Raw genomic sequence first — 25539 nt, 5'->3', positions numbered from 1 at the left:
TTCCGCTAAAAAACACACAAATTTTTGCAAATTATCAATCTTCGAAAATGGTGGGCAAACGATTAAATACTGATCCAACTACGGTGACAAACACAATCATTTCAAGTACCCATATTTTCAATTAAAAGAAGAGTCTATGACGCACCAGGTAATCCCCTTGCTATGCTTAAGAATGAATTGCAGGATATCGAAAAAATATTAATTGAATCATATTCAGATAGCAATACAACAGCCCAAACTGATCTCAAAATTCGGTTTGGGCAAATTTATCAAGCATGGGAGGAGGTATTGTTTTCCAATATGCCAGAGAGCAGCCTGGTGCGTTATTTTCATTATCACATTGAGATTATATCGAATATCTCCAGTCGATTATCTCTTTCTCCAAATCCGGAACGTTATTTAGGTCCGCAAAAGGAACTTTTAGCGCTGATTGATCATCTGCGGAAATACTGTTTCAAATATTTCAATGAGGATGCAGTTGCCCCTGTAATGTATCACCAAAGACTGGTTTCTCGACTTAGCGAAAATATCAGTGCAATTCAAGAACGACTGGAATCAGGTGGCATTGATCCTGCATTAACAGCCTGCCTTTCCAGGTGGTTCTACCTGGTATCTGAACATATCGGGACAAAGGGGTTTAGCTTTCGTTCCTTACATTACTTTGGGTATATCATTAATCAGCTATCAGAAGTCGATGGTCTATTGACAGATGCGGAGACTTCGCTGGTTTTGTTACTGGTAAGTTCGAATTTCAATCATCTTTCTTTTTTGGTTTACCTCCAGGATAGTATCCGGAATTCTGCTGAATACCTTGGTGACAAAGCGGAAAGGCTTGATTATTTAATTTACCAGAAAGCCTTAATGATGTCATCCCCTGAAGTAAAAAATTGGGTTTATGATCCGGCCTGGCCTTCCATAAAGACCATGATAACGGAGTGGCTGCAGGAAGAGATTATGATGGCAGAGAAATCTTTGGAAAATAAAGATCAAGTGGCAGTTCCCAAGATTCCGCTGGATACGTCAGTCGCTCACCTTTCCTGCCTGATCAGGTTATTGTATGAAGAAAGTGTTTTCGCCACGCAGAATCTTCAATTCATCTTCAAAAGTATTGCTGGTCATTACCAGAGTAAAAGACAGGCGGTGATTTCTCCCGGCAGTCTGAGTAAGGAATTTTATAGTATCGATCAACATACTGCCGCCCGCGTGCGGGACCTTTTACAACGCATGGTTCAGCGGATTAACCGTAATTTTTTTCCTGTGGTTTTTGCAGTAAATGCAATAACCCTTTCTTATCTAAGTAGCCGCTGAGTTCTCCCAGCCAGCCATAGCTAAAGCCTTTCTTATTGATCAGTTCGTCGGGCGAAATAGCAGTGATATCAATTAGCTTCGTGAAATTCATTGCTGCACAGACGCTGCAAAAACCGGGACTGAATCCGAGCTTGTTGATAGGGGTCTGTAATAATTCGTGGATTTCCATGTCACTTTTAATGCTTGTGTCATAAAGATATGTATTTTGTTTCTAATAAGGTGTATCTAATTAGATGTTTCTTTATGTAGATGAAGCCACGTTTCTTATGGAAGGGTTTGAGTTATCACCAGTGGCAAAACAAATGGTGGATCTGTCTAATCAAGTACTGCAAGTGTCCGGATAGTCTGCCAACGCGCTCTTCCCAAATAAATTGTGGGCATGCTATCTGATTACTAAATCGATTTAAATTCTTTTTTTCTCCGGAAATTATTATTTTTATAAACGTTATCGATTAATCCATCTCATCCTTTGAAGTTCCTGTTAAAATTTACTTTCGCAATTTTCATTGCTATACTGGCGATATTTTTTATATCATCCTTTTTGCCCTTTAGAAGGGATAGCGTAATATTGCCCAAGGCGCTGATGGGCAATTGGATCAATGCGGTAAACAATAACTTCGAATACGGCTTTTTTGAAGATTTTGCCATCTACCAAAATAGGTTTATCAATTATGAACGTGTAATCGACAATGGCGGTGGGGTTTATAAGATCTTCTTCGAGGATCAGGCAGGCCCAAAGGAGTTGAAATTACAAGTTAATTCGCGCGGAGAGATGACGGTTCTGGAAAAGGGCGGGTCAAATTCACGTTTTGTTCTAATGAAAAGCAAATATCCCGAGTATAAAATCCAGGATACTTCCTCTTTTCAAAGGCCCGATTTCAAGGTTGATTCGGTTACGGTCATCGGTTATTACCGGAATTTGGATGCGGGGCTGAAAGGATTTGTCGACCGCTTTTTCCGTGCGCCGTTCGAAGTTTCACTATACGACTTCATTAAAGGAGAGGATGTAAAATATTATGCTGATTTTGATAAGCTGGGACGTTTTAAGATAACCTTCCCGGTAATGAATGCACAGGAACTTTATCTTGACTGGAAGCGGGCAAGGATCAAAGCAGTTGCAGAGCCGGGTGATACGTTGCTGTTAATTTTGGATGTTAATGATTATGTCCCGCAAAAGACTGATGGTTCCTACCAGGGCAATCTGCAGAGATCAAAACAGGTGCTGTTCATGGGCCGCAATGCCAGGATCAATAACGAGTTAAACGCCTATCCAGAGTCTACCGTGAGCTTGGATAGATCTTTGGGTGCGAATTTGGGGGATATGGACTATCTTGAAAAGTGTAAAGAAATTTTCAACAAGAGGAATGCCCATCTGGGATCCTATATCCAGTCGCACAGGACCTTGTCCTCTAAATTTGTCACTTACAAACAAAAAGAGGAAAAATATGATTTCGCATTCAACCTGATGCAACATCGGTTTGATATTTCAGGAAGACAGAACCCTAAACTTGAGGAGCAATATTTAAAATTTGTTAATGATAATTTCAGTTTAGGTAATGATCTGGATTACATGTTAACGCGTTATTTTGGCCTCTTTTTAAACGACTATCTAAAATATCTATCAGGGAATGGCGCTTCCGGTTCAGTACTCTTTAAAGATATTGGGCAGCGCTTAAAAGATGATCATAAACTCACTCCGGATATAGCTTCGCAAATTTCTGAAATTGACGTGTTGCTCAGGAAACTGGATTCCTCTCCCCATAAGGAAACCATATACGCGCAGCTTGATAAGCGCTCCGCTGACCTGAATTCACTGGAGCTGATCAGAAAAACTGCAGAGGTTCTGCAGTCTGAAAAGTCTTTTTTGGATTTTTCAACGGTAGATGTCCTGCTTATCAATCCGAATCTGAAAGAACTTTGGATAACCAATAGGTATCATTATTGGTTTGAAGTATTGAGGAGACCGCTATCAAGGCAGGCAGACATGTTTTTTATGGAAAATGTGCATAATCCGTTCCTGGTCCATAACATTCAGCAACTGCAGGCCCATTACCAGGTCTTGGGCAATCAGAACAAAAGTTTTATTGCGGATCATGTGAAGCCTTTGCAGGACAGCAAAAATGCCAAACAACTATTGAAAGACCTGCTCAAGCCTTATCAGGGTAAGGTGGTGTACATGGACTTTTGGGGTACCTGGTGCAGTCCCTGCAGGAAAGACTTAAAATTTGCCAATAGCCTGAAGTCTAAAGTGAACTCCAAAGACGTTGTTTACCTTTACCTGGCCAATAGGTCCCCGGAAGAAACCTGGAAAAATATTATAAGTGAATATAATCTGATAGGTGATAACGTTGTTCACCATCGGCTGCCGAATGAGCAACAGGCGATGCTCGAGCGGGAATTGGGTGTGACATCTTTCCCGACTTATATACTCGTTGACCGGTCTGGAACAATCATTAGTAACAAACCCGGATCACCTTCCAATTTAGATGTAACCGTGTCCAACATTAAGAAGGCTTTGTAAGGGTTATAGCGGAACGTCAGAGATTCCCAAAAAGCTCCTTTTGAGTGATTTTGTTGAGGTGATAATGAGGTTCATCCAGACTTTAAATACAACTACATCTATTTTTTTTAGGGACCGCCCAGCCTTTCGCCTGGTGCTGGCAATGAATGCTGTTAATGGGCATTCTGTTACTGATAAGATGTATCTAATAAGGTGTTTCTTTTTAAGAGTACCTCTCGGGCATCATTTTGGTTTACTTTACATTATGAGTAAAGCCAAAAACGAAGAGGATAGCGAGAATATTAAGGAAATTTTGAAATTGGTTGGTGCGAGGATTCGGTCCATTAGGGAGGCGAAAGGGGAACGGAACTATGAAAAATTTGCGTTTAAACACGATCTTAACCGTACGCAGCTTTGGCGTTATGAGAATGGGGAGGATCTGTATTTCTCATCCTTGCTTAAAGTACTCTCTGCATTGGATATTACGCTTGCAGAGTTTTTTGGGGAGGGATTTGATGGATCTGTGAAGTGATGGCATACGATAAATGACATCATAGCACCTCATGACTAAAATAACGTGAATGTTATGGTAAGTCTTAAGGAAATCACAGAAATTAAGATCGATTGAAAAGTTCTTCAACTCAACCAACTCATTAATAACCTTTTGTTAGGTCACCCGATCCTGGGTATTTATTCTCAGAAAATCTTATCTTCGTAAAAATTCTGTATTAATGAAAGTTCCTAGCGCTCTCTTGCTGTGTCTTTTACTGGTTGGATTGCTATCCTGTAAAAAAATTGATGACAGCCTGAACTTAACACCCTTTGATTTTGAGGTCAGTGTGACTTATCGTGGCGAAACGTCTGCCGAACTGACCTGGGAGCCTGCAGTCGATCCTGATGGCGATGCTGTGAGCTATTCGGTGGAGTTAAATGGCCGTTTAGTGGCCCAAAATATCATAAAGACAAGCTTTACCATTAGCGATTTGCTTGCAGGAGAAACCTATCAGGGTAAAGTGATCGCCACTGATCCCAAAGGCGCAAAAAGTGCTACTAACTTTACTGTTTTTCCCTTTCAAGAACAGCTGTTGCTGTTTGGGAGAAACCTGGGCCTGGCCAGTTATAACATTGACGGACAGAAGGCCTGGCGTTCACTGCCGCAAATGTCGGTAACTCCAGCTGTAAGCAATGATACCGCTTTTGTGAATGACGGTAGCACGCTTTATGCCATTTCTCTGAAGGATGGTAGCAAACTGTGGCAAAACTTTCCTTATGTCATCAACGACGGCAGAGCAATTACTTACGCAAACGGTATTTTGTTTTTCAGCACCTACCTTAAAACCCATGCTGTTGATTCCAGAAATGGAAACTTACTATGGACGGTTCCCTATACCTTTGTTGTCAGGGAGGTGATCGTATCTAAGGGAATTGCCTATATCTCTTCAGCACAAAAACTAATGGCCATCGATATCAAAACTGGTACCCAGAAATGGTCTGCCACTTCAGCCGAAGGATTGTTTTCTTCTCTTGCGATCAGGAATGGAGTCGTTTATGCCCTGAGCAGCAGCAGTAGCAATATGCCCGGATCACTCTATGCCTTTAATGCGAGCAGTGGTACTATCAAATGGCGGTACACCTTTACAGGCTCTTCCCTCAATATAGAAAATTCTTCTGCTATCGCCATATTTGGCAACAGGATCTATATTCCAGTCTGTAGCAATATATCCGGCTTATCGGAGCAGGTGCATCACCTACATGCCGTGGATGTAACGACGGGTGCACTAGTTTGGAAAAAAGCCATTGCCACCTACGAGGATATTACCTCTATACAGTCAGATGAGAACGGTATATATTTCTGCACTTTAGCGCAGCTAACCAAACTGGATAAAAACAATGGAAATGTCATCTGGTCTATTCAATCGGAATTTAACCGCCTTTTTACCTTAGCAAACGACAGGATTTACGTGCCGGTTAAACCTTTCCTCACCCATACAATAGTTTATGATACAACAACAGGAAAAATGGTTAAGGATATTAATACTGTTTTCGAGGTGATTAACTCACCAGTAGTCATCAAGAATAAAAAAACGTATTATCCTGTCTCAAAAAGCGCCATGTCAGCCATGGAATAAATAGAGTCCGGATTTGTATTGACTGACCAGTAAGATATAGCATTTATTTATTGTGTGCTGCCCTAGTTCACAAACAAATGGACTTGATTCGATAAGTAACAAACCCATCAAAATGTATCAGTCCAGGTTGCTAACTGGTATTGAATGGTTTGCCAGGGGTAAATCAAAGATCTTTAATATTCCATGCTGAACTTAGGAGTTCTCAATTCTCTGAATGGAAATGAGCAATTAACTTTGCCGGCTCTTTTATTGAGTAGTATGCAATAACAATGAATGATCGACTTAGAATCGTTGCACTATAATGCTATTAATAACCAGTGTTTGCTTACCGATGAATATAAGGAAGATTAAATCTTTCATAATGCATTATCATCTGCCACCATTCCCAAAATCTCCACGGTTTAAGTGTAAAATTCCGGTAAAGGGCATGATTCTTTTCCGGGTGTAGTTTTTGAAAACGTTCAAATCTTATTAACCCTACTTTGTAATCCATCCCTTTACCTGGTTGTTCCGTGTAGGAAAAGGTGCCATCCCTATTTTGATAGCTATAACTTTCTTGCAAGAAATAATTTATTGGGGGTAAGTTGCTGATAGCAATAGTCGACAGGACAACGATGATCCAAATTTTAGTTTTCGTTTTCATATTATTTTATGTTACAAGGTCCGTGGCTTCCGGGAACGCGGCCACCTCCCTCATTTATATCTAAGTTAGGATTTTTTGCTTTTTGTTCCCGCAAAGCACTTGCCATTCCTGCGGGTGTTTTAGCAAAACCTGCTCCTCCTGGTCCCGCCAATCCAATTTGTGTGGTGGGGTCTGGCATAGGAATGCCGCCTACCTGCCCTGCTCCATACACGAAAGCGGTACAATTATAATCGGTGAAATGGTAATTTTTTGATGGGTTACTTACAAAGTCGATAACTTTTTGAAAACTTTCAGCGGTTACATAATATGTTGCACTCATGTTATATTCCATATCACCGTTATCAATGATTTGTGATTTTGAAGATAGCTTCTCTAATCCAGTGCCTGTGGGATAGAAACCTACTGTTTGAGTAATGGATGTTTGTCCACTGGTTTTGCTTAATGATATCGCTACATGGCCAAAACTATTGGCGCCTACATTGAATGAGGTTCCTGGCAGAGGTTCTACAACATAGACCCTCACTACGAAGGCTGCATTTGCGCTGGGGATGTTGGAGAAACATTCCATCATTTCCCTTGGACTGACGGCGTTTTTTTCCTCTCCAGGTAGGTTAGATGGGGTTGGGGGGGATGATGTACCGGTTGTTCCTCCGCCACCTCCTGAACTTGAACCAGAGTTCCCGGAGCCGACACCATCATAATATCCACCACCACCGCCATCATCAAAGTATGTGGTTGAGCAGACCTGGAAAGAATGTACGGTGAAATCACCATTGGCATCGGTATAGCTGTCTTGCATCCAGATACAGGTTTCGATAGCCATCATTCTCATGGTTTTTCCCTGTGTACCGCTAAATGGGTTGAGGTCTTTTAGGCCTTGACCGGGTTCCCGGGACTGTTGGGCGCTGCTAAATTGCTGGATTCTTCCTATTGCTTTTCCATCACTGTACAGTCTTCCACCCGTCAATTTGTAGTTGAGGTCATATTCGAAGACCCTTCCGGTAAAATCCGAAGTGCTCGCTGTATGGTTTTTTTGCAGGTAAATGGCATCTGGGATAATTTCCAATATTTTTGCTTCAGGCTGTTGGGTTTCGTTATTTCTTAAGATGACCAGTTCGCGATAGCCCTGTTTGTAGCCTTGATAAATCGGCTGTCCCGGAAGTGAGATCGTCCACTTATTTCCATCGCGTACTGTAGTGGTTGTTGCCAGTTCCCAGTCGATCTTGATCTTCGCAAGAGCCGTACTACTGTCTGTTGCTAACTGGTTGATAAACTGCTTTGCGTCTGTTAGCGTGAGTGAAAGGTTATGGCTCTGGTTTGATGTTGAATTATTTTTGTCTACAGGCTCCTTGCGGCATGCTGATATCAGGAAAATAATGATGATTGAAAGTTTGATGTGTGCGTTCATAGCGTTGATTATATGTTATAAACAGGGTTTAAATTTTTTGAATTTTGTGCCTGACGGTATCTTTGGAGCTTTTCACGTTTGATCCGGCTTAATGTTTCGCGGCTGATGCCAAGGTAGGAGGCGATGTTGATCTGGCTGGTCTGCTGTTCGATATCGGGATGGTACTCCAGCAACTTTTCGTAGCGTAGTTTGGGGATCTGGGTACGCAGGAAAATTGCCCGCTCTTCGCTCATGATGTAATATTTTTGCATGACAATCCTCCCTAGCAGGTTGCCCTGGGCAAAATCAGCATAGTAGGCATTTAGCTGTTGCCAGCTGATGGACTGCAGTTTGCAATCCTGAAGGACTTCGATATACTCATGGGCCGGTTGTTGGGTAAAGAAGCTATATACGGAGATCATGAGGTCTCCCTTTCCCATGAACCAGGTGGTACAGGCCTTCCCGTTCTCATCGATGAAAAATGCGCGAAGGAAACCACTTCTGATGAAGTATAGTCGCCTGGCGGTTTCACCGGGACGGAGCAGCAGGTGTTTGCGGTTAAATGTTTCGGTAATGGCCTCCTGGTTTACCCGGTATTGTAGGGGCGCAGGAAGGGGCACGATAAAGCTCAATGTTTCGAGCAAATCGGCTTCTTCGGTAGGTTTTGTTTGCATGACTGGTCGATTGTGTCACAAATCAACTTTTCGGCACGTTTACCTGTTTAATAGTGTCCTGTCGGAAGGATATAGTTTGTAAACGTAATTTATTTGCATTTGTTGTGTGACTATTCAAAGATGTAGTGTTGTCTGGATGATGCATTCATAATTTCTTTATGTATGAACTATTTTAAATCGACAAGTTTGGCTGTGTCTGTTTTTGTGCTTTTGCATTCAGCGCTTGTAAAGACGCGATTTCACGGATGCATGAGACAATTCCTTAACCGCAACTCCTGTATCTCTGAAAAGGTTGCCATTGGTTCCTGAAGGTGGTGCCTTACAAAAATTGTTTTCGCTATGGTCTCTCATCATGTAGCAGCCAAGGATCAATTTGTCCAGGGCATACCTCTAATTGGTAAGTATAATCATGCGAAGAATGTCAAATTTTTATTACGGTTAATAATATTATTCTAAAATTATTATATTTAAACGTTTTAGTAACATTCTAACCGATATATGAAAAAAAATGCTCTCCTCGTGCTGTCACTCTTGCTGTGTGGTTGCTTGCTTATTTTCGCCTGTAGAAAGGACCTCAACAATTATTTGCTTGACCGTGACTCAGCATCATCACCACTGATCGAATCTGCTAAAATCTGGAGATTGCGAAACTTGACTTTCGACAAAGCCAATGGTACAGCACCTTCAAAAATATTAAAGCCGCATTGGCAGGATGCATGGCAAATAAAATCATCGGATGGTAGCCTGTTGTTAATTGTACCTACAAGCGAACATTTTATTTCAAACAGTGACGTAAAGGTTAGGCGGTTTTTTGTCTTTACCACGAAAAACGGAAATGTTGAAAAGGGACGAATATTGGAACTAATTGGCTTCAAATATAATGTGGAAGCAAATCTGGACCTGATATTAAAGAATATAGGGTCAAATATTTCGTCGGATTTTTCAGGATCTGTTATCGAGTATGATATTAACTACCGGCGTTTAAATTCTATAGGTTATCTAAAGGGTAAAAAGATAGATATGGCGGCGGAGATAATTAATATAGGTCCCGATGAAATCGGTCACTTGTATAAATCAGCACAAAAAAAGGGCGGAACCGGAAAATTGATGCTTTCAGGAAATAACAACTTGGTGATGTCTCAAGAGGATTGTCCTTATGTTCAGCCGGTTTTTCTCAATTTCCCGGCTACTTTATGCCAAGATGGATACGTAACAGTTGAGCATTCTTTTACATATGATCCACTCACAGGATGCCTCCTATCAGAAACTTATACCTACATGTATCAGACATGCCCGGGGGTAAGTACAAGTAATCCTGGTCAAGGTAGTGGCTCAGGTAGCGGGAGTGGTAGCGGAACGGGCAGCAGTAATCCTGACTATGGTGGCAACCCCGGTGGTGGGGGAAGTGTACAAGAGCAGCTAGCTGATACAGATTTTGACTGGAGTGACATTTCAGACAATGAAGTGTTAACTGATCCAAATGCAGACGAAGAATTCGATCCTTTTCAGAATGGACCTTTTCCAAAGGTGACAAATGTAATAGCGAAAGATAAATTTGTTCCTTTTCGTACAGTAAATGGAGAAGCCGTTAACTGTTTGACGTTATCCAAAGAGATGTTGGCTAAAAAGGGGTATACCTGTTCCGGATATTTGCCCAGCACTCAGACTTTCCAGACTTTCGGGCAGAATGGTGTAAACTTAAATACGACTCAAAAAGCAATCACCTATTTGCAAAGTGCTCTCTCTCAAGGGATACCTGTGTTGGTAGGGGTGGACGCATTTGCCGGTTCCTCCAATGCTGATAACGTAACTGACCATTTCGTGGTGATAGTTGGAAGTGGGGTAGATCCTGTAAAAGGAAATTATTTTAATTTTTATGATTCATCGACCAATAATTCAACCAAAGGAACAAGTGACCAAAATCGGCTGTATTATAATTCAACAACTGGTAAAATCAGTGGACCGACTCAGACGGGTTATACTTCACAAGCATCTAATCCAGGGCACGATTACATTGTTACCCAAGTAAGAAAAAGTATTCCAAAACCTTAATGACATGATCAAGTATTTTTTAACCGTAATGGTTTCACTAATATCAGCTCTATCCTTTGCTCAGCACACGGGATCCTGTGAAATGTTAAAAGAACTGCTTTCCAATCAAAAAAAATCGGTGACCGTATTGGCCCAGAAAATAGCAAGTGTCAAGGTGCATAAGGGCATTTTATTGAAAAAAATAGCCGGACAAAATGGACTGGATATTAAAAAGCTTAACTACTGTGGGCAAATTATTATTGAGGGATGCAAAGATACACTTGTATTGGTAAGTTTGGACAATTCTTCATTCGCATTTAATGTGGCCAGCAAGAGTGAGACTGACCTCTATAAAGTGGTGCTTGTTGCATTTCCGAACCCATCAAGCCCTCACAGCGAGCCTTATGTGATGATCGATAAAATTATACCACGTGACAACTAAAGGGGGACTGTTGACCAATTATATAATTTCATCGTCTTTTTGATTTATGAATCAAATCTTTTCTGGTAGAATATCAGTTTTTATTAATATCATATTGACCTGACTCCTTAAGCCAAGCCTCTTTAGTTCCGTTTTTTAAATTTTGATACGGCATCCGAAAATGAAATATTTAATTTTTCTATTGGTAGACGGGTTGAGAAACCCTGGTCAGATTTTAGATTTTGAATTACTATAACGGATATGTCACAAGATACTGTCGATAGCCTAAGAAGCAAACGTTTATTTCTTCATATGCTTTATTAGCTAATGCTTCCTAGCGAAAAGCACATCCTTCCATCTTATTTGCGTTGGATGCGCTAAACAATCCAATAAAAATAAGGTTCTAAATATGCATCCATACATACTTGCCAAAACAATAGCTTATATCAGGACAAAGCAACCAATCCAATTTGTCATATTATTTTTTATAATCGGCCTTCTTTATTTTCAAACCCGTAAATTTTCTTTTCTGATAGGATGGGATGATCAATGGTTTGTCACCAATCATTATACCGAAGGCGGATTTTCGATGGATAACGTGTTTTCAGTTTTTAGTGAGTTTTATTATGGTCAATATGCTCCCGTCAATCAGCTTTATTATACGGCGATTTATCAATCCTTTGGTTATTCACCGGCAATGTATCACCTATTCAATGTTTTGATCCACACATTTAACTGTGTGCTTGTTTACTATTTGGTGATTGTGTTGCTCAATGACAACGCGCCGTTGCAAACTGTCAGAAACGTCCGGATCGCCTTCCTGACAGCCTTGTTGTTTGCCATTCTGCCGATAAATGTTGAACCTGTTTCTTGGATTGCAGCATCCAAGGTTTTGTTGTATGCTTTTTTCTATCTTTTTGCTCTGCTTGCTTACCGCAAATACTTATATAGCGGTAAGGGTGTTTGGTTTTATCTATGCATGCTGCTGGGACTGCTGTCTTTTGGGGCAAAAGAGCAGGCCGTTGTACTCCCAATATGTTTGTTGCTTATTGACTACTTATATGGACGCAATTTCTACACATCACAGGTATGGTTGGAAAAGTTGCCTTTTGTTATTATGTCTCTTATCTTGGGACTGGCGACGATTGATTCACAACAACTGGATGATGGAGGGTTTTATTCAGTATGGGAAAGAATACCCCTGTTTTTTTATACGCTTACGGAATTTTTTACAAAATGTATACTACCTGTTAACGTATCATATTTATACCCTTTTCCATTTCAAAGTGGCGGAGCAATTCCATCATGGATGTGGATACCAGTAATTTGTCTTCCTTTATTTCTGATTTTAGTCTGGCCAGTGTTCAAAAACAAAATGTTGCTCTTTCCTGCTTGTTTTTTTTTAATTCATATTTTACTTACTTGTAATCTATTCTCTTTAGCGCGTTTTGCTGTCACCGCAGACCGTTATGCATATGTCGCATCGATAGGCGCTTGCCTGCTTTGTGCAACCTTATTGGTTAAAACAATCAGCGACGGACGAAAGCCACTACTTTTCCTCTTAATTACAGGTACATATATCACTTTCTTATTCCTGACCTCTTATCACTACGTGCCAGTTTGGCAAAATGTAACAACACTAAAAAAACGTTTGGCTGATACGGTAGAATCCAGGAGAGATTACAAGTCACTTTGCAATGAAAAATAATATCCGCTTTAGATTACTAACTGCTCTCTTTTTGCTCGTTTTAATAATCTCCATCAACATCTATATCGCTTTAAGGTATTATTATCTCGATACAATTATGCTTACTGAATTTTATTTATGGCAGGCGCAATGCCCGGAATAATAGAGTAGTTCACAGATGATAGACGCGACAAATCATATTGTAATGATCATCGTCATGGCGAATGGCCTGCGTTAAAGTTTGGAAGATGCTACTGCTTAAAGACGCTAAGCATGACCAGATACTTGCATACCTTCATATGCTAGCTTCACTTCGCTCATAATGCCTCAATTGTTATCTTTCGAATTAATTAATTAAAACTTGCGTTTGGTCTATTTATTTACTATTTTGTGTTCGTAAAACGATTTAACTCTCTAACCAAGTATGAAAAAAAACGCTCTTCTTTTTCTGACAGCACTGTTTGCTGCCTGTCTATTTCTTTTTGCATGCAGAAAAAACATTGATAATTATTTACACGACCGGGAAAGTGTCCCAACTCAGCAAATTGAATCTGCTAAGATCTGGAGGTTGCAGCACCTTGATGATCGTCTATTTAAATCCTCAGGGCTTTCTGGGCTGCTAAAACCACAATGGTCAGATGCTTATACATTGAAGTCTTCGACGGGAAAACAGTTGTTGATCGTTCCCGCGCCAGAGAAATATGTCGCAAACAAAGCATTTACTATCCGTAGGTTTTTTGTATTTGCTTCATCTTCGTCAAATATAAATGATGGGAATATCATCGAATTTATTGGAAGGGACTATGATGTTCAGGACCATATTGACCACTTGTTGAAGAATTATGATGGCAGGGCTATTGATGGCTTTAATGGGGGCATTATCAAATACGATATTAATTACCGGTTTATCACAAGCAGGTATTTTATCAATGGCAAAACGCAGGCTTCACACATTAGCATCAATAACGCTTCGTATAAGACCATGATGTCTGTCAATACAGGAACACAATCAAGAGTGGCCCTGTCAAGCGCTGGACTATGCGCCCCCTCGGTTAAAGAGTATATCAATATGCCACCTAATCTGGCACCTGATTGTATCATTCAGGCATTCATGGAGGAAACATCAGTAGACGGCTGTGTTACACATGTAACCTATACATATATCAGTCATACCTGTCCCGGCGGAGTATCTACGGGTCAGGGCAGCGGACAGGGTGGTGGAAGTGGATCTGGCAGTGGTACTTCATCAGGAAACCCGGACTATGGAGGGGGCGGTAGTTCTGAATTTAGTGGCCTGGATTCCGCCACGCTATTGGCTGACGGTAATGCAGCTATAGAAGATATCCAGGAATACCTTAATTGTTTTAATGATAACAAGGCGGCCCAAGGTTACACGTTGACGATATATGTCGATCAGCCATATGCGAATCAGACTGATTGGTTTAGGGTAGTCGTTCCAACTGGTGGGGTAGTAACCAATAATCCATATAATGTTCCAACTGGCATTACCTTCCAAAAGATTAGTGGTGAAAACTTTGATGTCGGGCATTCATTTGTGACATTCGAGAAAAATAATGCTGACGGAAGTAATGTGCGCCAAACCCTGGGTTTCTATCCAAAAGGAAATGGTGTGAGCTCTCCAGGTGCGATCAAGGACAATAGTGGCCATGTTTATGATGTAAAATATACTATGAATGTCACTGCGGCACAGTTTCAGGCAGCTCTTGACAAAATGCAAAGTGATTTCAACAATAAAAGATATGAATTAACAAATGTCTATTTAGCAGAATACAATTGTACTGATGCCGCGATCAGTTGGATGAATGCCGCGGGCGCGAACTTCGGGACTTATAGTTCTTATTCCGGTGTTTTCAGGAATACTCCGGGAGATTTCGGTCAGGATTTGAGAGGCAGAGCGGGTGCTGTTAAAACAACAGGTAATGGTATTGCAGGTAAAGGTAAATGTAATTGATGTATTATGAGGAAGATTTCGATATTGCTTTTTGGTATGATTTTTTTGAGTCTATTTGTTGGTATTCCCATTAATCATAACTGGAGTTTTGTGTTTCAATATGAGTTTATTGATTTCCCGATGATGTTAAGGTTATATGATGTCAGCAACAGGGAAATTATTTCATGGATTGTGGTGCTATTATCTCATGTAGGTATTATATCATTACCTTTTTTTCTCAAACGGGTCTATTTCCGAAAAATGTTGTTCTACTTTCCATTCTTTTTTCTGATCGGCTTTTTAATGCTTAGGATGGAATTCCTGTTCCTGCTACTTCCATTTTTGATTGTCTGGCTAATTACGCTGAGGACAGAAAAAAAAATAAGGAATTAAATCGATGTCTTTAATGAGGAATTAATTTACAAAGAGAAGATTACAAAGGCTGTCCTTCAATTACTCTTTAGCTTTTCTGTGAATATGACTAAGCTTATTTTGTTGGAAGCTAGCTGAATCACTGGAATACATCTATCAGCGGATTAATTTTTAACAGCTGGCAGGTCTGGAGGAGCGAATTATGAACCATCCTATTTATAGGGGATTGTGTAGTAATTCTGTAATGAGCATGATATACCGATTCTCAATCCTCCCAACAAGGGGCAACTTCATTGAAGGGCAAATAAGCTGGTCGCTTCTTTAAAATATTATTCAGCTATTATTTGAGCTGATCATACTTGTGGAAATAATGAGAAAATACAATGAGACTGCAATAATAATCGGTGCCGGACCTGGGGGCCTTACCGCAGCTTACGAGCTGCTGGAAAGGACTCATATTTCCCCTTTGATACTGGAAAAATCGCTGGAAATCGGTGGAATCTCCCGTACGGTAAATTATAAGGGAAATAGGCTTGACATAGGAGGTCACCGTTTTTTTTCCAAGTCCCAAAGGGTTATGGATTGGTGGCAGTTGTTTCTTCCTGTAATGGACGAACCGCCTCAGCGTTTAGCGGATCTTGATTATCATAAAAAATCCATTCCGGACAAAATCATGTTAGTTCGAAAAAGACTATCTCGGATATTCTACCTCAGACGTTTTTTTGATTATCCTGTAACCTTCAATTTTAATACTTTTAGAAATCTTGGTATAACAAGGGTTATCAAAATTGGCTTCTCTTATCTCAGGATAAGGCTATCACCCATAAAACACGAGCGAAATCTTGAAGATTTTTTTATCAATAGATTTGGAAAAGAATTATACGAAACTTTTTTTAAAGATTATACAGAGAAAGTGTGGGGAATCCCCTGTACGCTGATCGAACCCGAGTGGGGTGCGCAGCGTATCAAAGGGCTTTCAATTTCAAAAGCTATATTTCATGCAATGAAGTCGGTAATAACAGATAAAACCTCGATTTCCCAGAAAGGAATCGAAACAAGCTTGATTAATAAGTTTTTCTATCCAAAATTCGGACCGGGACAACTTTGGGAAGAGGTTGCAGAAAAAGTCATTCAAAAGGGTGGAACCATACTGAAAAACAGTAATGTGGTCAGAATAGAATGGCTAAAAGATGACCTGGTGGAAGTTTCGGTAATAGCAGTTCCAGGAGGGGAAATAACCAAATACAGGGCAAACTACCTTTTCTCAACTATGCCTGTTAAGGAACTCATAAAATCAATGGAAGATGTGGTTCCGGAGAACATCAGAAGAATTGCGGATGGACTACCTTACCGGGATTTTATCACCGTCGGGCTTTTAGTGAAAAAACTTAAAATCAATCAATCCATAAGCGGACGAAAAATCAATAGGAAAATTTCCGACAATTGGATATATATTCAGGAAAAGGACGTGATGATTGGTAGATTACAGATTTTCAACAACTGGAGCCCATATATGGTAGCTGATGAGAATAATACATGGCTTGGTCTTGAGTATTTCTGTAATGAAGGCGACGTACTTTGGAACAAGGGTGACGATGAATTTGTTTGTTTTGCGATTGCAGAGCTTGTTAAGATTGGTATTATTTGTGAAGAGGATGTACTTGATACCACGATCATAAGGGTGCCTAAAGCCTATCCAGCGTACTTCGGAACATATCAGGAGATGGGTACTTTGATTTCCTTTACCAATTCATTCAAAAATATGTTTATGATCGGCAGAAACGGAATGCACAAATATAATAATCAGGACCATTCGATGTTAACTGCAATGGTAGCTGTTGACCATATCCTTTCTAAAAATCAGGACAAATCAATCATCTGGAATATCAATACTGAAAAGGACTATCACGAAATGGCAATAAAAAATGTCCCATCATAGCATGCTGTTAATTAAAACGAGATATCTATACATTTTTTTGGGACTGTTTTGCATCCTTTCGTTTGTAATCATCAATGTCAATAGAGCTGGATTTTCAAAAGTAAGCATCACAAGCCCTCATAGTGAGCATAAAAGTGTCGGATTGCCATTTAGTTCCTCGGCTGCCGGGGAAGGGGGAATTTATGTTTACACCCTCAAATTTTTTAAAACGCGTCTTTTTAACGGAACACTGCACATTATTCCGGATGACTGTATTGAAGAAATTGTAATAAACGGCAAATATGTGCCGCCTTTACTCTTTAGTAAACATTCATGTGATAATAGGAATGGAACCTACCTCAATGTAGGGAGTTTCACTACTTTAGGTATAAATACAATCACTTTGAAGGTACGAAACAACCAGGGACTTTATGGATTGAATATACTTGATACAACTTTTTACGACGGATATTTTCTGTTGTTCATCTTTGTTTTTTTCTTATTCTTTGTTAGATATAAGTATCTATGGAAATCAACATCAAATTGCTTTCATGCATTTTGTGCGAAAAACAAAGTGATAATCCGAGTGTGTTTTTTACAGATTTTGGTGCTCTCATCTTCTATACTCCTTGAAAGATATGTGAAGGATACCGGATTGCTGAGGTGGATTTTGGTCAATCAGCTTATTTTAATTGTCGCTGTACCGATTATAGTTTCGGTGTATAGGAACTTTTTGTTTGGTAAAACGACAGCGGGCATGTTTTTGATTGCCTTTTTGATCTGCTTAAAATACCTTTACAAACTTTTTTATGATCAATTTTCATACGATGTCGATGGTCATGTGGAATATATTCAGTATCTCATTGAACGAGGCCGCGCTCCATTGCCGTCAGGTGGGTGGGTGTTTTACCACCCATCATTTTACTATCGGAGCGCGGCCTTTTATTTTAACGCACTGGATATTCATGACCGTTTCAATTATGAGGAGTTTTTGAAAATTATTCAAAGCTTATCTTTATGCATCTTTATGGTGTATTGCTTTTTTTCAGTAAAAACCATTGACTTGATCTTCAGAAATCAGCTCAAAAATAATACTGAATTAAAGAGTAAGATAAATTTATGCTATCTGGCCACAGTTGGCATCTTTTTGTATTGGAGTTCTAATCCAATGTTTTCTGTTAGAATAGGGAATGATATCTTGTTTGATCTGTTATTTTCCATGTCGTTTTATTTTTTGGTCAAATGGTGGTTTAATCCAAAAGCAAGATATTTCACGTTAACGCTTTTTCTAGCGGCACTCGATGTCTGGACAAAATCCAATGGACTTATTCTGTTTGGGGTAATCGGGACTTGTCTATTCGGAAAAATAATATTGGAAGAACGACTTAAATATTATCTTTCGACAGTAACCCTCTTCATGTTATGCATGACAATAACCGTTTTTCTTTCATTTCATCATAAAATCGAAAGACTTAATACTGATCCCAACGCACGAATTCTCGTAGATAATGCTAATGCCATCGGTAGCGAAATGCATGTGGAAAGCTCTTTTTCAAACTTTTTAACATTTAATCCAATCGAATTTATAGATATTCCTTTTACCAATACACTTGATGATTCGAAAGGAAGGCAGAACTTCTGGTTTTTTCTTTTTAAAACAAGCCTTTTTAGTGAATTTCCGTATAAGTACCCCGCCTTAACATTATTGGCCAAAATAATCAGCTTTTTGTTTTTGATGCTCCTGATCTATTCTTTATGGGGGTTGGCCGCTGCTTTAAAGCGGTTAAGGTATTATCTACCTGTATTAATAGCAATTGGGGCGATGATTGGCTCAATGATTCTGTTCCGAATATACTATCCTTTTTCCTGTTCAAATGACTTCAGGTATATTTACCCAGCTGTTCTGCCCTTTGCTTGTTTAGTTGGTACAGCGATGCTATTTTCGTTATCGAAATCCAGGTTTTTGTTTTCTTCAACCTGTTTTGTAATACTGGCTTTTCTGATATCATCGGGCTTATTTCAGATCATAAATATATTGACACTTTAATAGCTTAAGGTCGGGTTAAATATGACTAACATAAGTACATGTTCTCGTAGAAATATTTATCTCGAAAACTCTACCTGGTTTTTAACCGGGATGTTGATGATATATTTGTTTGTCGCTTATAACAGCTCTGGTTATAATAATGCGGATGAACATTTTCAGATCGTCGAATTTGCTAATTATAAAATGGGTAGAACCCCGGAATCTGATCTTGCTTGGGAATTTAACGCGAAGATAAGGTCAGGCATTCAGCCGGCGGTTTGCTATATTCTGATGAGACTGGCTTCCTGGTTTGGATGTAATGATCCATATGCTTTCGCTTTTTTTTTACGTGCCGTGACTGCGGTCGGATCAATTTTTATCATCAGATTTTTTATCAGGTCTTACATACATGAAGTTGAATTTAAGTACAGGTGTATCTATGTCCTATCATCCTATCTTATATGGTTTTTGCCATATATTAATGTACGGTTTTCTTCCGAAAGCTGGTCGGGATTATTCATTCTGCTGAGTTTAGCTATTATTAAGCAGGATATGCGGGGAAAAGTAAAAAACCTGGCTTATCTTTTAGGATTGGTGTCTGGTGTAGCCATTCTGTTCAGATACCAGTCAGCAATATTGGTTTTTGGATTGTTTTTGTGGTTTTTTTTTATGAGTGGACGGGATGTGGTTTTTCTTTTGAAAACTGCGTTGGTGATTTTAGCTGTTCTAATGATAGGATTTACAATCGATTACTGGCTGTATGGAGAATTCTGTTTTACACTTTACAACTATTTCCAGGTAAATCTTATACAGGATGTTGCCTCACAATACGGGATCCTGCCATGGTATGAAGTCATTTTCTATATTATTTTCTCTCCCGGCCCGATAGGTATCTTTCTTTTTGCCGGTCTGATCTTACTTGTTTTTAAAAAGTTTAACGATCCGATTTTTTGGGCGGTTATACCATTCTTGGTTGTGCACGCAATCATTCCGCATAAAGAACTGAGATTTTTGTTTCCGTTGGCCAATCTAATCCCCATTGTTTTGGTGTTATCTTACCAGCAGATAGCGAGGCATACCGGAGTTTTCAAAGTGGTATCACTTATGGTGGTAGTGATACTGTCCATATACAATGTTGCGGGAATTATATGCGTCGCTTTACGCCCTGCCGGTAATGGCAAGATTGCGGTCGCTCAATTCATTCATCGGAAATACAAAAACCAAAAGGTAATTTTGAATTGTACGGAGGGGATTAATCCTTATTCAGATTGGGCATTTCCGAAGGATAGGTTTTATGCGCATGAACTGGTTAAGGTTAATGAAATTGCTACAATATGGCAGCCGCGTTTTTATATTAATACGACAGAGCGTAAAAGTTTACTTTTGATTTCGAACGATGATATTACAGGTCCAAGAACGCTCGATCTGTTAAGGGAGCAGCATTATGTGCTGGTTTTTCAAAACGTCAGCAACCTTGTTCAAACACTAACTTTGTTTTACGACCGTGAGCTAAATAATAAGGTACTCTATTTATATGAATTCAAACCCTAAAAATTTGACAGATCATAACTATTTAAGCTTAGCCTAATTTAAATATACTTGACGTGCAGCTTTAATTTCAATTTCTCATTTAATGCTAGTTTATTACCCATATGATATCAGATCATTACAATACAATTCGTTTCGAATTAAAATCAACAACTGACATTTTTTTCTTGACAAATGTTACAAATTATGATAGCCCATGAAAATTTCTTCTTCCTCCACTGTGCTCAGCTTCCTTTGTTTGTTATCTTTACTGATCTGCATATCATTTTGCTGGAACTTTCAATTAGCTGATCTTCCAGGTCTTCATGGGGATGAGGCTTGGATGGGGATCAGAGCCGATAGCTATTTACATATTGGTAAAGTCCCTCTCTTAGGAATGAACAGTTATACGGGTATATTACAATCGCTTGCTTCTGCTCTTTCGTTTAAAATTTTTGGAACAGCAATGTTTGGTCTGCGGATCGCGGGTCCGGTATTAAATTTCCTGGCAATTCTCATTGTGTTTTCTGTTATTAGGAAAAAAAGTAACTGCATTTTTTTTCTGGTAATAGCTTTACAATCCTCGCTTTTATTAATATCCCCAAGAATAGCCTGGGAGGTCAATACATTTACGTTGTTTTTTTTATCGATCGCACTAGTAAGTATTCTCAAGATCATAGAAAACTTAGAACTGCCCGATCCAGGATGGACGTTTATTTTTCTACTAGTTAATATACTAGGGACTTATAACCATGTGATTTTTTTATGTGTTCCACTATCAGCTCTTATTGGCCTACTGTTCTGGACATTTTTGGAAAGAAATTTTGTCTTCATCAAACTGATTATCATATTTTTAATTAATCTTGGGAATCTTACATTACTGTTTTTTATAATGAAATATGGCATCGGCAGCTCTTGGTCCGATACAACATACCTTCTGATTTTTGGTGTTTTCTCCTTACTCTTTTTTGAGATATCGTCAATACGCAAAATTCCGAACATCCAAACGGATTTAGTGCCATGGTTTGAAACTGACATTTTACGATTTATGGTTTTTGGCCTGTTATTGATATTTTTTTATCATCATGGTTTTGCGTTGTTGGATCTGTTTAGTAATTATAAATTGATAATGAATATTTATTCCTATTCACCGCCAAAGTTTGTCGAAAACATTTTCAGGTTCTGTGGAATTGCTACTATGGCGACGATCGCATACTTTCTCTGTCAAGATATTAAAAAAGGTGGGAAGGACGCGATTCCAGCAATGTCGATCATTTCATATCTATGCATTTTTTCCATTTTCACGACAAACAATTCGTTAAGATATTATTTAGCGATATATATTATTTTTTCTATTTATGTTGCCTTGAGATTGAATTTGCGGTTCAAACAGGGAAAGATGATTCTCGCTATTCTCATTTTGGCAGGTATGCTAACTCAAATTACCATTTGGAAAATTTATTTGAACAATGACGCTCACCCTGCTGCTGCCTTGAAAGTGAAAGTTGGAAACAATATGACTGAAGATTCTGGACATTTCCTTCCAAAAGCGCCACTTGTTGAATTTTTACAAAAAAATAATATAGGTCATATCTATTATGATTCGGAACGGTACTTCTTGGAGCAGCCTATTCTTTTTTACCAATTGACAAAGCCATGGCGTAAAGATCCCAGTAAAACTGCTGTGATCGATTTTAACTATAGCCCGGGAAATAATACTGGCGGCTTCTTATATTTTATTAAATAAAGTTGTCTGAACGCTGGTTTCAGTACAGCAGATTTTTTGAGGACATACCTTTGGTAATTTGCAAATAATAAGAACTTGGGTTATCCTAATTGGGATATTGCAATATCCTTGGAAATTCTGTTAATTTGCGCCTTATCAACAAGGTTAACGGGATGTAGCGTAGCCAGGTATCGCGCCAGCATGGGGTGCTGGAGGTCGGAAGTTCGAATCTTCTCATCCCGACCAATGTTTTAATCTGCAATCTCCTTTGCGCGAAGACACCTCCAATAACCATGTTGGGTGTGTTGATTTTTGCGGAATATTTTAAACTGAACACTTTTCATCATTTTTAGATGTATGGTTTTTTGTTGCTTGTCTCAGTAATGAGGAGTTTCCTATTTAGATTATTGCGGATATATCAAACTTTAAACAGGTTTCAATTTAATCTGTTGTATTAATCTGAGAGCTATACGGCAGATTATTGATTCTTTTTAAAGGACTTTTTAAAGATATTGCTAACGGTTTCTATTCGCTTTTAGATTGATAGCGATTTAATGTCAGATTTTTTATAGTGTTTGGGGAAGGCCCGAAAATACAACTTTTCCGACTTGGTCTCCAGCACCCGGTACAATATCAATTATCCAGTCTGCGCGGTTGATCACCCATATTTCGCGTTCTGCTGTTCCCCGCACTTTTAATTTATCCAGTATGCTCAACAAAAGCTTTGGTGTCAGCAGGGTGCAGTACTGCAGAGGGCTGATCAAGCAAATAAGTAACCACGGAAAGATTGGAGTAAAATAACTTTTGCAGGCCTATTTAATTACACATTTATATTCTTGATGTTTCCCCATATAAATTTAAGCAGTACCTGTAAATTCCTTTAAAAATTCTAGATCCCTCCGTGCTTTGTTTTTGTGTCTGGAGACACATTTAGAATTTATCATGCGGTTTGCAGCTAATGGCTTAGGGAAGGCTGACGGTTTTTAGGGGAAGTCTATCGACCGGTTTTGGAAAGGTTGGAAGCTACAGGTCTTAGCGGTATTCTGATCCTGGGGCTGAAAGTCAAACGGTGCTTCCACAATTGGGATATGATGATTCCGGATGATTATCTAACGGTTAGGTTGGCTTCTGCAAAATTTTTCCAATAAGCATTTAGTTTGAGCAAAGGAAGTAATATACCTGCTGTTTCAGGTAGGTTGGAAATTCTTGTGGGCGAACTTCCGGCAAATAATGGGCATAAAAACTAAAGATCGACCTAACCGATGGACGATGGTATTGCTCTCATTTATTTATTTTTGTTTAAACAAACTGTTTGATATTTAATTAGGCAGAAACCTGAAGTAACTTCCAGTTTTAAGCCTAATTAACAGCGTTACTTGTATTCTGACAATCATATGATGCTTTATTTCGTAACTGTTTTGATGAGTGACAATGCATCTAAGGTTCCAGGAAGATGGCTTTTGGGATGTTAAATGTCAGATGGTGATCGATTGTGGCACAGATCAACCTGAGTTATTCTTAAACTGCTTAGTATTGTTCTGTTGGGGCGGGTATCAATTAATAAAGATTATCAAATGTTTTAGTTTGGGGTACTGTTACAATCAGTGCTTATCATTTGTAATCTAGATAATCTGAGCTGAAAAGTTAGCATTTGAAGTAACCAACCGGCAGGTATGGTGGACATATGAAGGAAACTTTCAAACGAACCTACATTAGCTTTTTGTATCCGCTATCTACTTATATTATAACCAGATCTTCTGATCTGACTAAAGCAAACCGGTATGGAAAAACTTAATGCAATCCTGGATGTCCTGGTTAAAATTTATGAGATCATGCAATTGATCTATACGAAGTCTTACGGTAATCTTACGCTGCAGGAAGATCAGCTACTGACACGACAGGAAGTGATGGACTATCTCGGGATCAGCGAAAGCACGTATAAAAGAAAAGTCAAGAAAGGCATTTTGAAACCCAGTAAAATGCCAGGTGGGGATAGGTTTTATAAAAGTGAACTGAAGGATGAGTTTTTGGAAAGCAAGCGTAGGGGAAGGATATGAAGGTCTTTGAAGTTGTCGTCAACCTGTGAACGTCTTTTGTACTAATGGACTAAAAAATTACGCCGGATTAGTTACATGCAGAAGTGACTGTGTTGGTTTTATAACGCTTAGTTCAGTTAAAATACATTTGACGCTAATGATCCGCCGGCATATCTTAATTTTTTTTATCCGAGTTCTTGCTGATAAGCGATAGCTGAGAAAGTTCTGCAAATGATCAATTGTCGAACTGGTAATGAATTCAGGGGCAGAACTGTACTGAAGAGTGGTATGCCCGTTATCTGTTCGCTGAGAGTATTTTACGTGCATTTTCATTTTCCGGGTTCAGCCGCAACGATTTTTTATAAGCTTTTAAAGCTTGTTTCTTTTTACCAACTGTCATTAATAATTCTCCGTAGCTGTCAAAAGTATTAAAGGCATCGGGGTACAATTCCGTGTTTAGTTTAAAGATTTTAAGCGCCTCCTCTTTTTTATTTTGTCTAAGCAATGAATAGCCAAAAGTATTGATTTCTGCCTCCAGGCTATATGCCGATAATCGGCCTAAACGATGTTGCTGCCGGATGGACGCAATCGTTTTTTCAATCGAGTTATTTTCCTTATAAGTATCTGCAATGGGTTTCAGATTCATTTTCCATTCTTTCTCCCGTTGTTCAGCAAGCGTCTCCACCCGGTAATACTTCCGTTGCTGGTCATTTACAGCGGTTGAATCCAATGTGTAACGTTTCCATTTTCCCTCTTTTTTATCGCGTATAAACTGCGTTCCGTAAATTTGAGGTAGCTTTCTGCGCATCCGATCGCGGTCTACAGCTGCCGCATACCACCATCGGTTTAATGAACTGTCCATCCGGATAGCTATTGCAAAGTTTTTCACTGCCATAGCCGAAGCAACTGTATCATTTCCATGCTGAAAAATGATACCTGCGTTAAGGTGATCTGTTGCCGTTTGTACTTTACCTGATTTGATCATGTCCATTACAGCGGCACGCCTGATGCTATCTTCCCTGTTCAGCTTATTCCAGTCAATTGGGCCATTCATCCTGTCCCGCTGGTCAGCTTCAGCCATTTTTGCCAGTTCCGGGTTGCTTAGGTCCTGGGCTGGTACTTTTGAATTGTTGAACAACAGGTTAACGAGTAAAAATGAAAAATAGGTAAATTTCATAATGGTCAGTTATAAAAGCGGAAATG

16 protein-coding genes and 1 tRNA gene are annotated in these 25539 nt (G+C 39.3%); 13 read left to right on the top strand and 4 right to left on the bottom strand.

What is annotated here, in order from left to right; all coding sequences use genetic code 11:
• The first annotated feature begins 162 nt into the window (after window positions 1-162).
• From BM107_RS04020 to BM107_RS04005, 4 genes are all read left to right on the top strand, one after another.
• On the top strand, window positions 163-1308 hold the full coding sequence (locus tag BM107_RS04020) for a hypothetical protein (protein WP_090980524.1): 1146 nt from the start codon (window positions 163-165) through the stop codon (window positions 1306-1308).
• Window positions 1309-1777: 469 nt separating this feature from the next.
• Window positions 1778-3829, top strand: a complete 2052-nt coding sequence (locus BM107_RS04015) for a TlpA family protein disulfide reductase (protein WP_208864327.1) — start codon at window positions 1778-1780, stop codon at window positions 3827-3829.
• Between the two features lie 244 nt (window positions 3830-4073).
• Window positions 4074-4340 (top strand): helix-turn-helix domain-containing protein, encoded by a 267-nt coding sequence (locus tag BM107_RS04010; protein ID WP_090980719.1) that lies wholly within the window; start codon window positions 4074-4076, stop codon window positions 4338-4340.
• A gap of 199 nt (window positions 4341-4539) precedes the next feature.
• On the top strand, window positions 4540-5937 hold the full coding sequence (locus tag BM107_RS04005) for a PQQ-binding-like beta-propeller repeat protein (RefSeq protein WP_090980520.1): 1398 nt from the start codon (window positions 4540-4542) through the stop codon (window positions 5935-5937).
• Between the two features lie 325 nt (window positions 5938-6262).
• Here the strand turns inward: BM107_RS04005 and BM107_RS04000 are convergent, their stop codons facing one another.
• The 3 genes from BM107_RS04000 to BM107_RS03990 are packed head-to-tail and all read right to left on the bottom strand — an operon-like array spanning window position 6263 to window position 8641.
• Window positions 6263-6580: a hypothetical protein gene (locus tag BM107_RS04000; protein WP_090980518.1), complete on the bottom strand. Its 318-nt coding sequence runs from the start codon at window positions 6578-6580 to the stop codon at window positions 6263-6265.
• Window position 6581: 1 nt separating this feature from the next.
• A complete protein-coding gene (locus tag BM107_RS03995; RefSeq protein WP_090980516.1) occupies window positions 6582-7988 on the bottom strand; it encodes a hypothetical protein in 1407 nt (468 codons plus the stop codon).
• Window positions 7989-7996: 8 nt separating this feature from the next.
• The gene (locus BM107_RS03990; RefSeq protein ID WP_090980514.1) at window positions 7997-8641 is read right to left on the bottom strand and encodes a Crp/Fnr family transcriptional regulator; all 645 of its coding nucleotides are present in this window, start codon (window positions 8639-8641) and stop codon (window positions 7997-7999) included.
• A 498-nt stretch (window positions 8642-9139) separates the two neighbouring features.
• Here BM107_RS03990 and BM107_RS03985 point away from each other — a divergent pair, with 498 nt between their 5' ends.
• The 9 genes from BM107_RS03985 to BM107_RS03930 all read left to right on the top strand — a co-directional run bounded on the left by BM107_RS03985 (window position 9140) and on the right by BM107_RS03930 (window position 24357).
• Window positions 9140-10693 carry a hypothetical protein gene (locus BM107_RS03985; RefSeq protein WP_090980512.1) on the top strand — a complete coding sequence of 518 codons (1554 nt, stop codon included), beginning with the start codon at window positions 9140-9142 and terminating at the stop codon, window positions 10691-10693.
• A gap of 4 nt (window positions 10694-10697) precedes the next feature.
• Window positions 10698-11114, top strand: coding sequence for a hypothetical protein (locus BM107_RS03980; protein WP_139222265.1), 417 nt, complete (start codon window positions 10698-10700; stop codon window positions 11112-11114).
• A 388-nt stretch (window positions 11115-11502) separates the two neighbouring features.
• The gene (locus BM107_RS03975) at window positions 11503-12801 is read left to right on the top strand and encodes a hypothetical protein (protein WP_090980508.1); all 1299 of its coding nucleotides are present in this window, start codon (window positions 11503-11505) and stop codon (window positions 12799-12801) included.
• Window positions 12802-13204: 403 nt separating this feature from the next.
• Window positions 13205-14752, top strand: coding sequence for a hypothetical protein (locus BM107_RS03970; RefSeq protein WP_090980506.1), 1548 nt, complete (start codon window positions 13205-13207; stop codon window positions 14750-14752).
• 721 nt (window positions 14753-15473) lie between these two features.
• The gene (locus BM107_RS25030; protein ID WP_090980502.1) at window positions 15474-17042 is read left to right on the top strand and encodes an NAD(P)/FAD-dependent oxidoreductase; all 1569 of its coding nucleotides are present in this window, start codon (window positions 15474-15476) and stop codon (window positions 17040-17042) included.
• A 2047-nt stretch (window positions 17043-19089) separates the two neighbouring features.
• Window positions 19090-20598: a glycosyltransferase family protein gene (locus BM107_RS03950; protein WP_090980498.1), complete on the top strand. Its 1509-nt coding sequence runs from the start codon at window positions 19090-19092 to the stop codon at window positions 20596-20598.
• 193 nt (window positions 20599-20791) lie between these two features.
• The gene (locus BM107_RS03945) at window positions 20792-22321 is read left to right on the top strand and encodes a hypothetical protein (protein WP_090980496.1); all 1530 of its coding nucleotides are present in this window, start codon (window positions 20792-20794) and stop codon (window positions 22319-22321) included.
• 148 nt (window positions 22322-22469) lie between these two features.
• A tRNA-Pro gene (locus BM107_RS03940) sits at window positions 22470-22546 on the top strand.
• A gap of 1535 nt (window positions 22547-24081) precedes the next feature.
• Entirely contained in the window at window positions 24082-24357 is a 276-nt protein-coding gene (locus tag BM107_RS03930) for a helix-turn-helix transcriptional regulator (protein WP_090980492.1), read from the top strand.
• 274 nt (window positions 24358-24631) lie between these two features.
• Here the strand turns inward: BM107_RS03930 and BM107_RS03925 are convergent, their stop codons facing one another.
• Window positions 24632-25513 (bottom strand): tetratricopeptide repeat protein, encoded by an 882-nt coding sequence (locus BM107_RS03925; protein WP_090980490.1) that lies wholly within the window; start codon window positions 25511-25513, stop codon window positions 24632-24634.
• Window positions 25514-25539 lie beyond the last annotated feature (26 nt).

This window comes from Pedobacter suwonensis (assembly GCF_900111825.1).
GTDB lineage: Bacteria > Bacteroidota > Bacteroidia > Sphingobacteriales > Sphingobacteriaceae > Pedobacter > Pedobacter suwonensis.
The sequence above is the reverse complement of the archived record's forward strand: the minus strand, read 5'-3'. Positions and strand labels throughout refer to the sequence as shown.

Coding starts and splice junctions, on each gene's coding strand:
- BM107_RS04020 (WP_090980524.1), top strand. CDS start 163: ATGCTTAAGAATGAATTGCAGGATATCGAAAAAATATTAATTGAATCA.
- BM107_RS03985 (WP_090980512.1), top strand. CDS start 9,140: ATGAAAAAAAATGCTCTCCTCGTGCTGTCACTCTTGCTGTGTGGTTGC.
- BM107_RS03950 (WP_090980498.1), top strand. CDS start 19,090: ATGACTAACATAAGTACATGTTCTCGTAGAAATATTTATCTCGAAAAC.
- BM107_RS03945 (WP_090980496.1), top strand. CDS start 20,792: ATGAAAATTTCTTCTTCCTCCACTGTGCTCAGCTTCCTTTGTTTGTTA.
- BM107_RS03975 (WP_090980508.1), top strand. CDS start 11,503: ATGCATCCATACATACTTGCCAAAACAATAGCTTATATCAGGACAAAG.
- BM107_RS03990 (WP_090980514.1), bottom strand. CDS start 8,641: ATGCAAACAAAACCTACCGAAGAAGCCGATTTGCTCGAAACATTGAGC.
- BM107_RS03980 (WP_139222265.1), top strand. CDS start 10,698: ATGATCAAGTATTTTTTAACCGTAATGGTTTCACTAATATCAGCTCTA.
- BM107_RS03930 (WP_090980492.1), top strand. CDS start 24,082: ATGGAAAAACTTAATGCAATCCTGGATGTCCTGGTTAAAATTTATGAG.
- BM107_RS04005 (WP_090980520.1), top strand. CDS start 4,540: ATGAAAGTTCCTAGCGCTCTCTTGCTGTGTCTTTTACTGGTTGGATTG.
- BM107_RS03970 (WP_090980506.1), top strand. CDS start 13,205: ATGAAAAAAAACGCTCTTCTTTTTCTGACAGCACTGTTTGCTGCCTGT.
- BM107_RS03995 (WP_090980516.1), bottom strand. CDS start 7,988: ATGAACGCACACATCAAACTTTCAATCATCATTATTTTCCTGATATCA.
- BM107_RS04000 (WP_090980518.1), bottom strand. CDS start 6,580: ATGAAAACGAAAACTAAAATTTGGATCATCGTTGTCCTGTCGACTATT.
- BM107_RS03925 (WP_090980490.1), bottom strand. CDS start 25,513: ATGAAATTTACCTATTTTTCATTTTTACTCGTTAACCTGTTGTTCAAC.
- BM107_RS04010 (WP_090980719.1), top strand. CDS start 4,074: ATGAGTAAAGCCAAAAACGAAGAGGATAGCGAGAATATTAAGGAAATT.
- BM107_RS25030 (WP_090980502.1), top strand. CDS start 15,474: ATGAGAAAATACAATGAGACTGCAATAATAATCGGTGCCGGACCTGGG.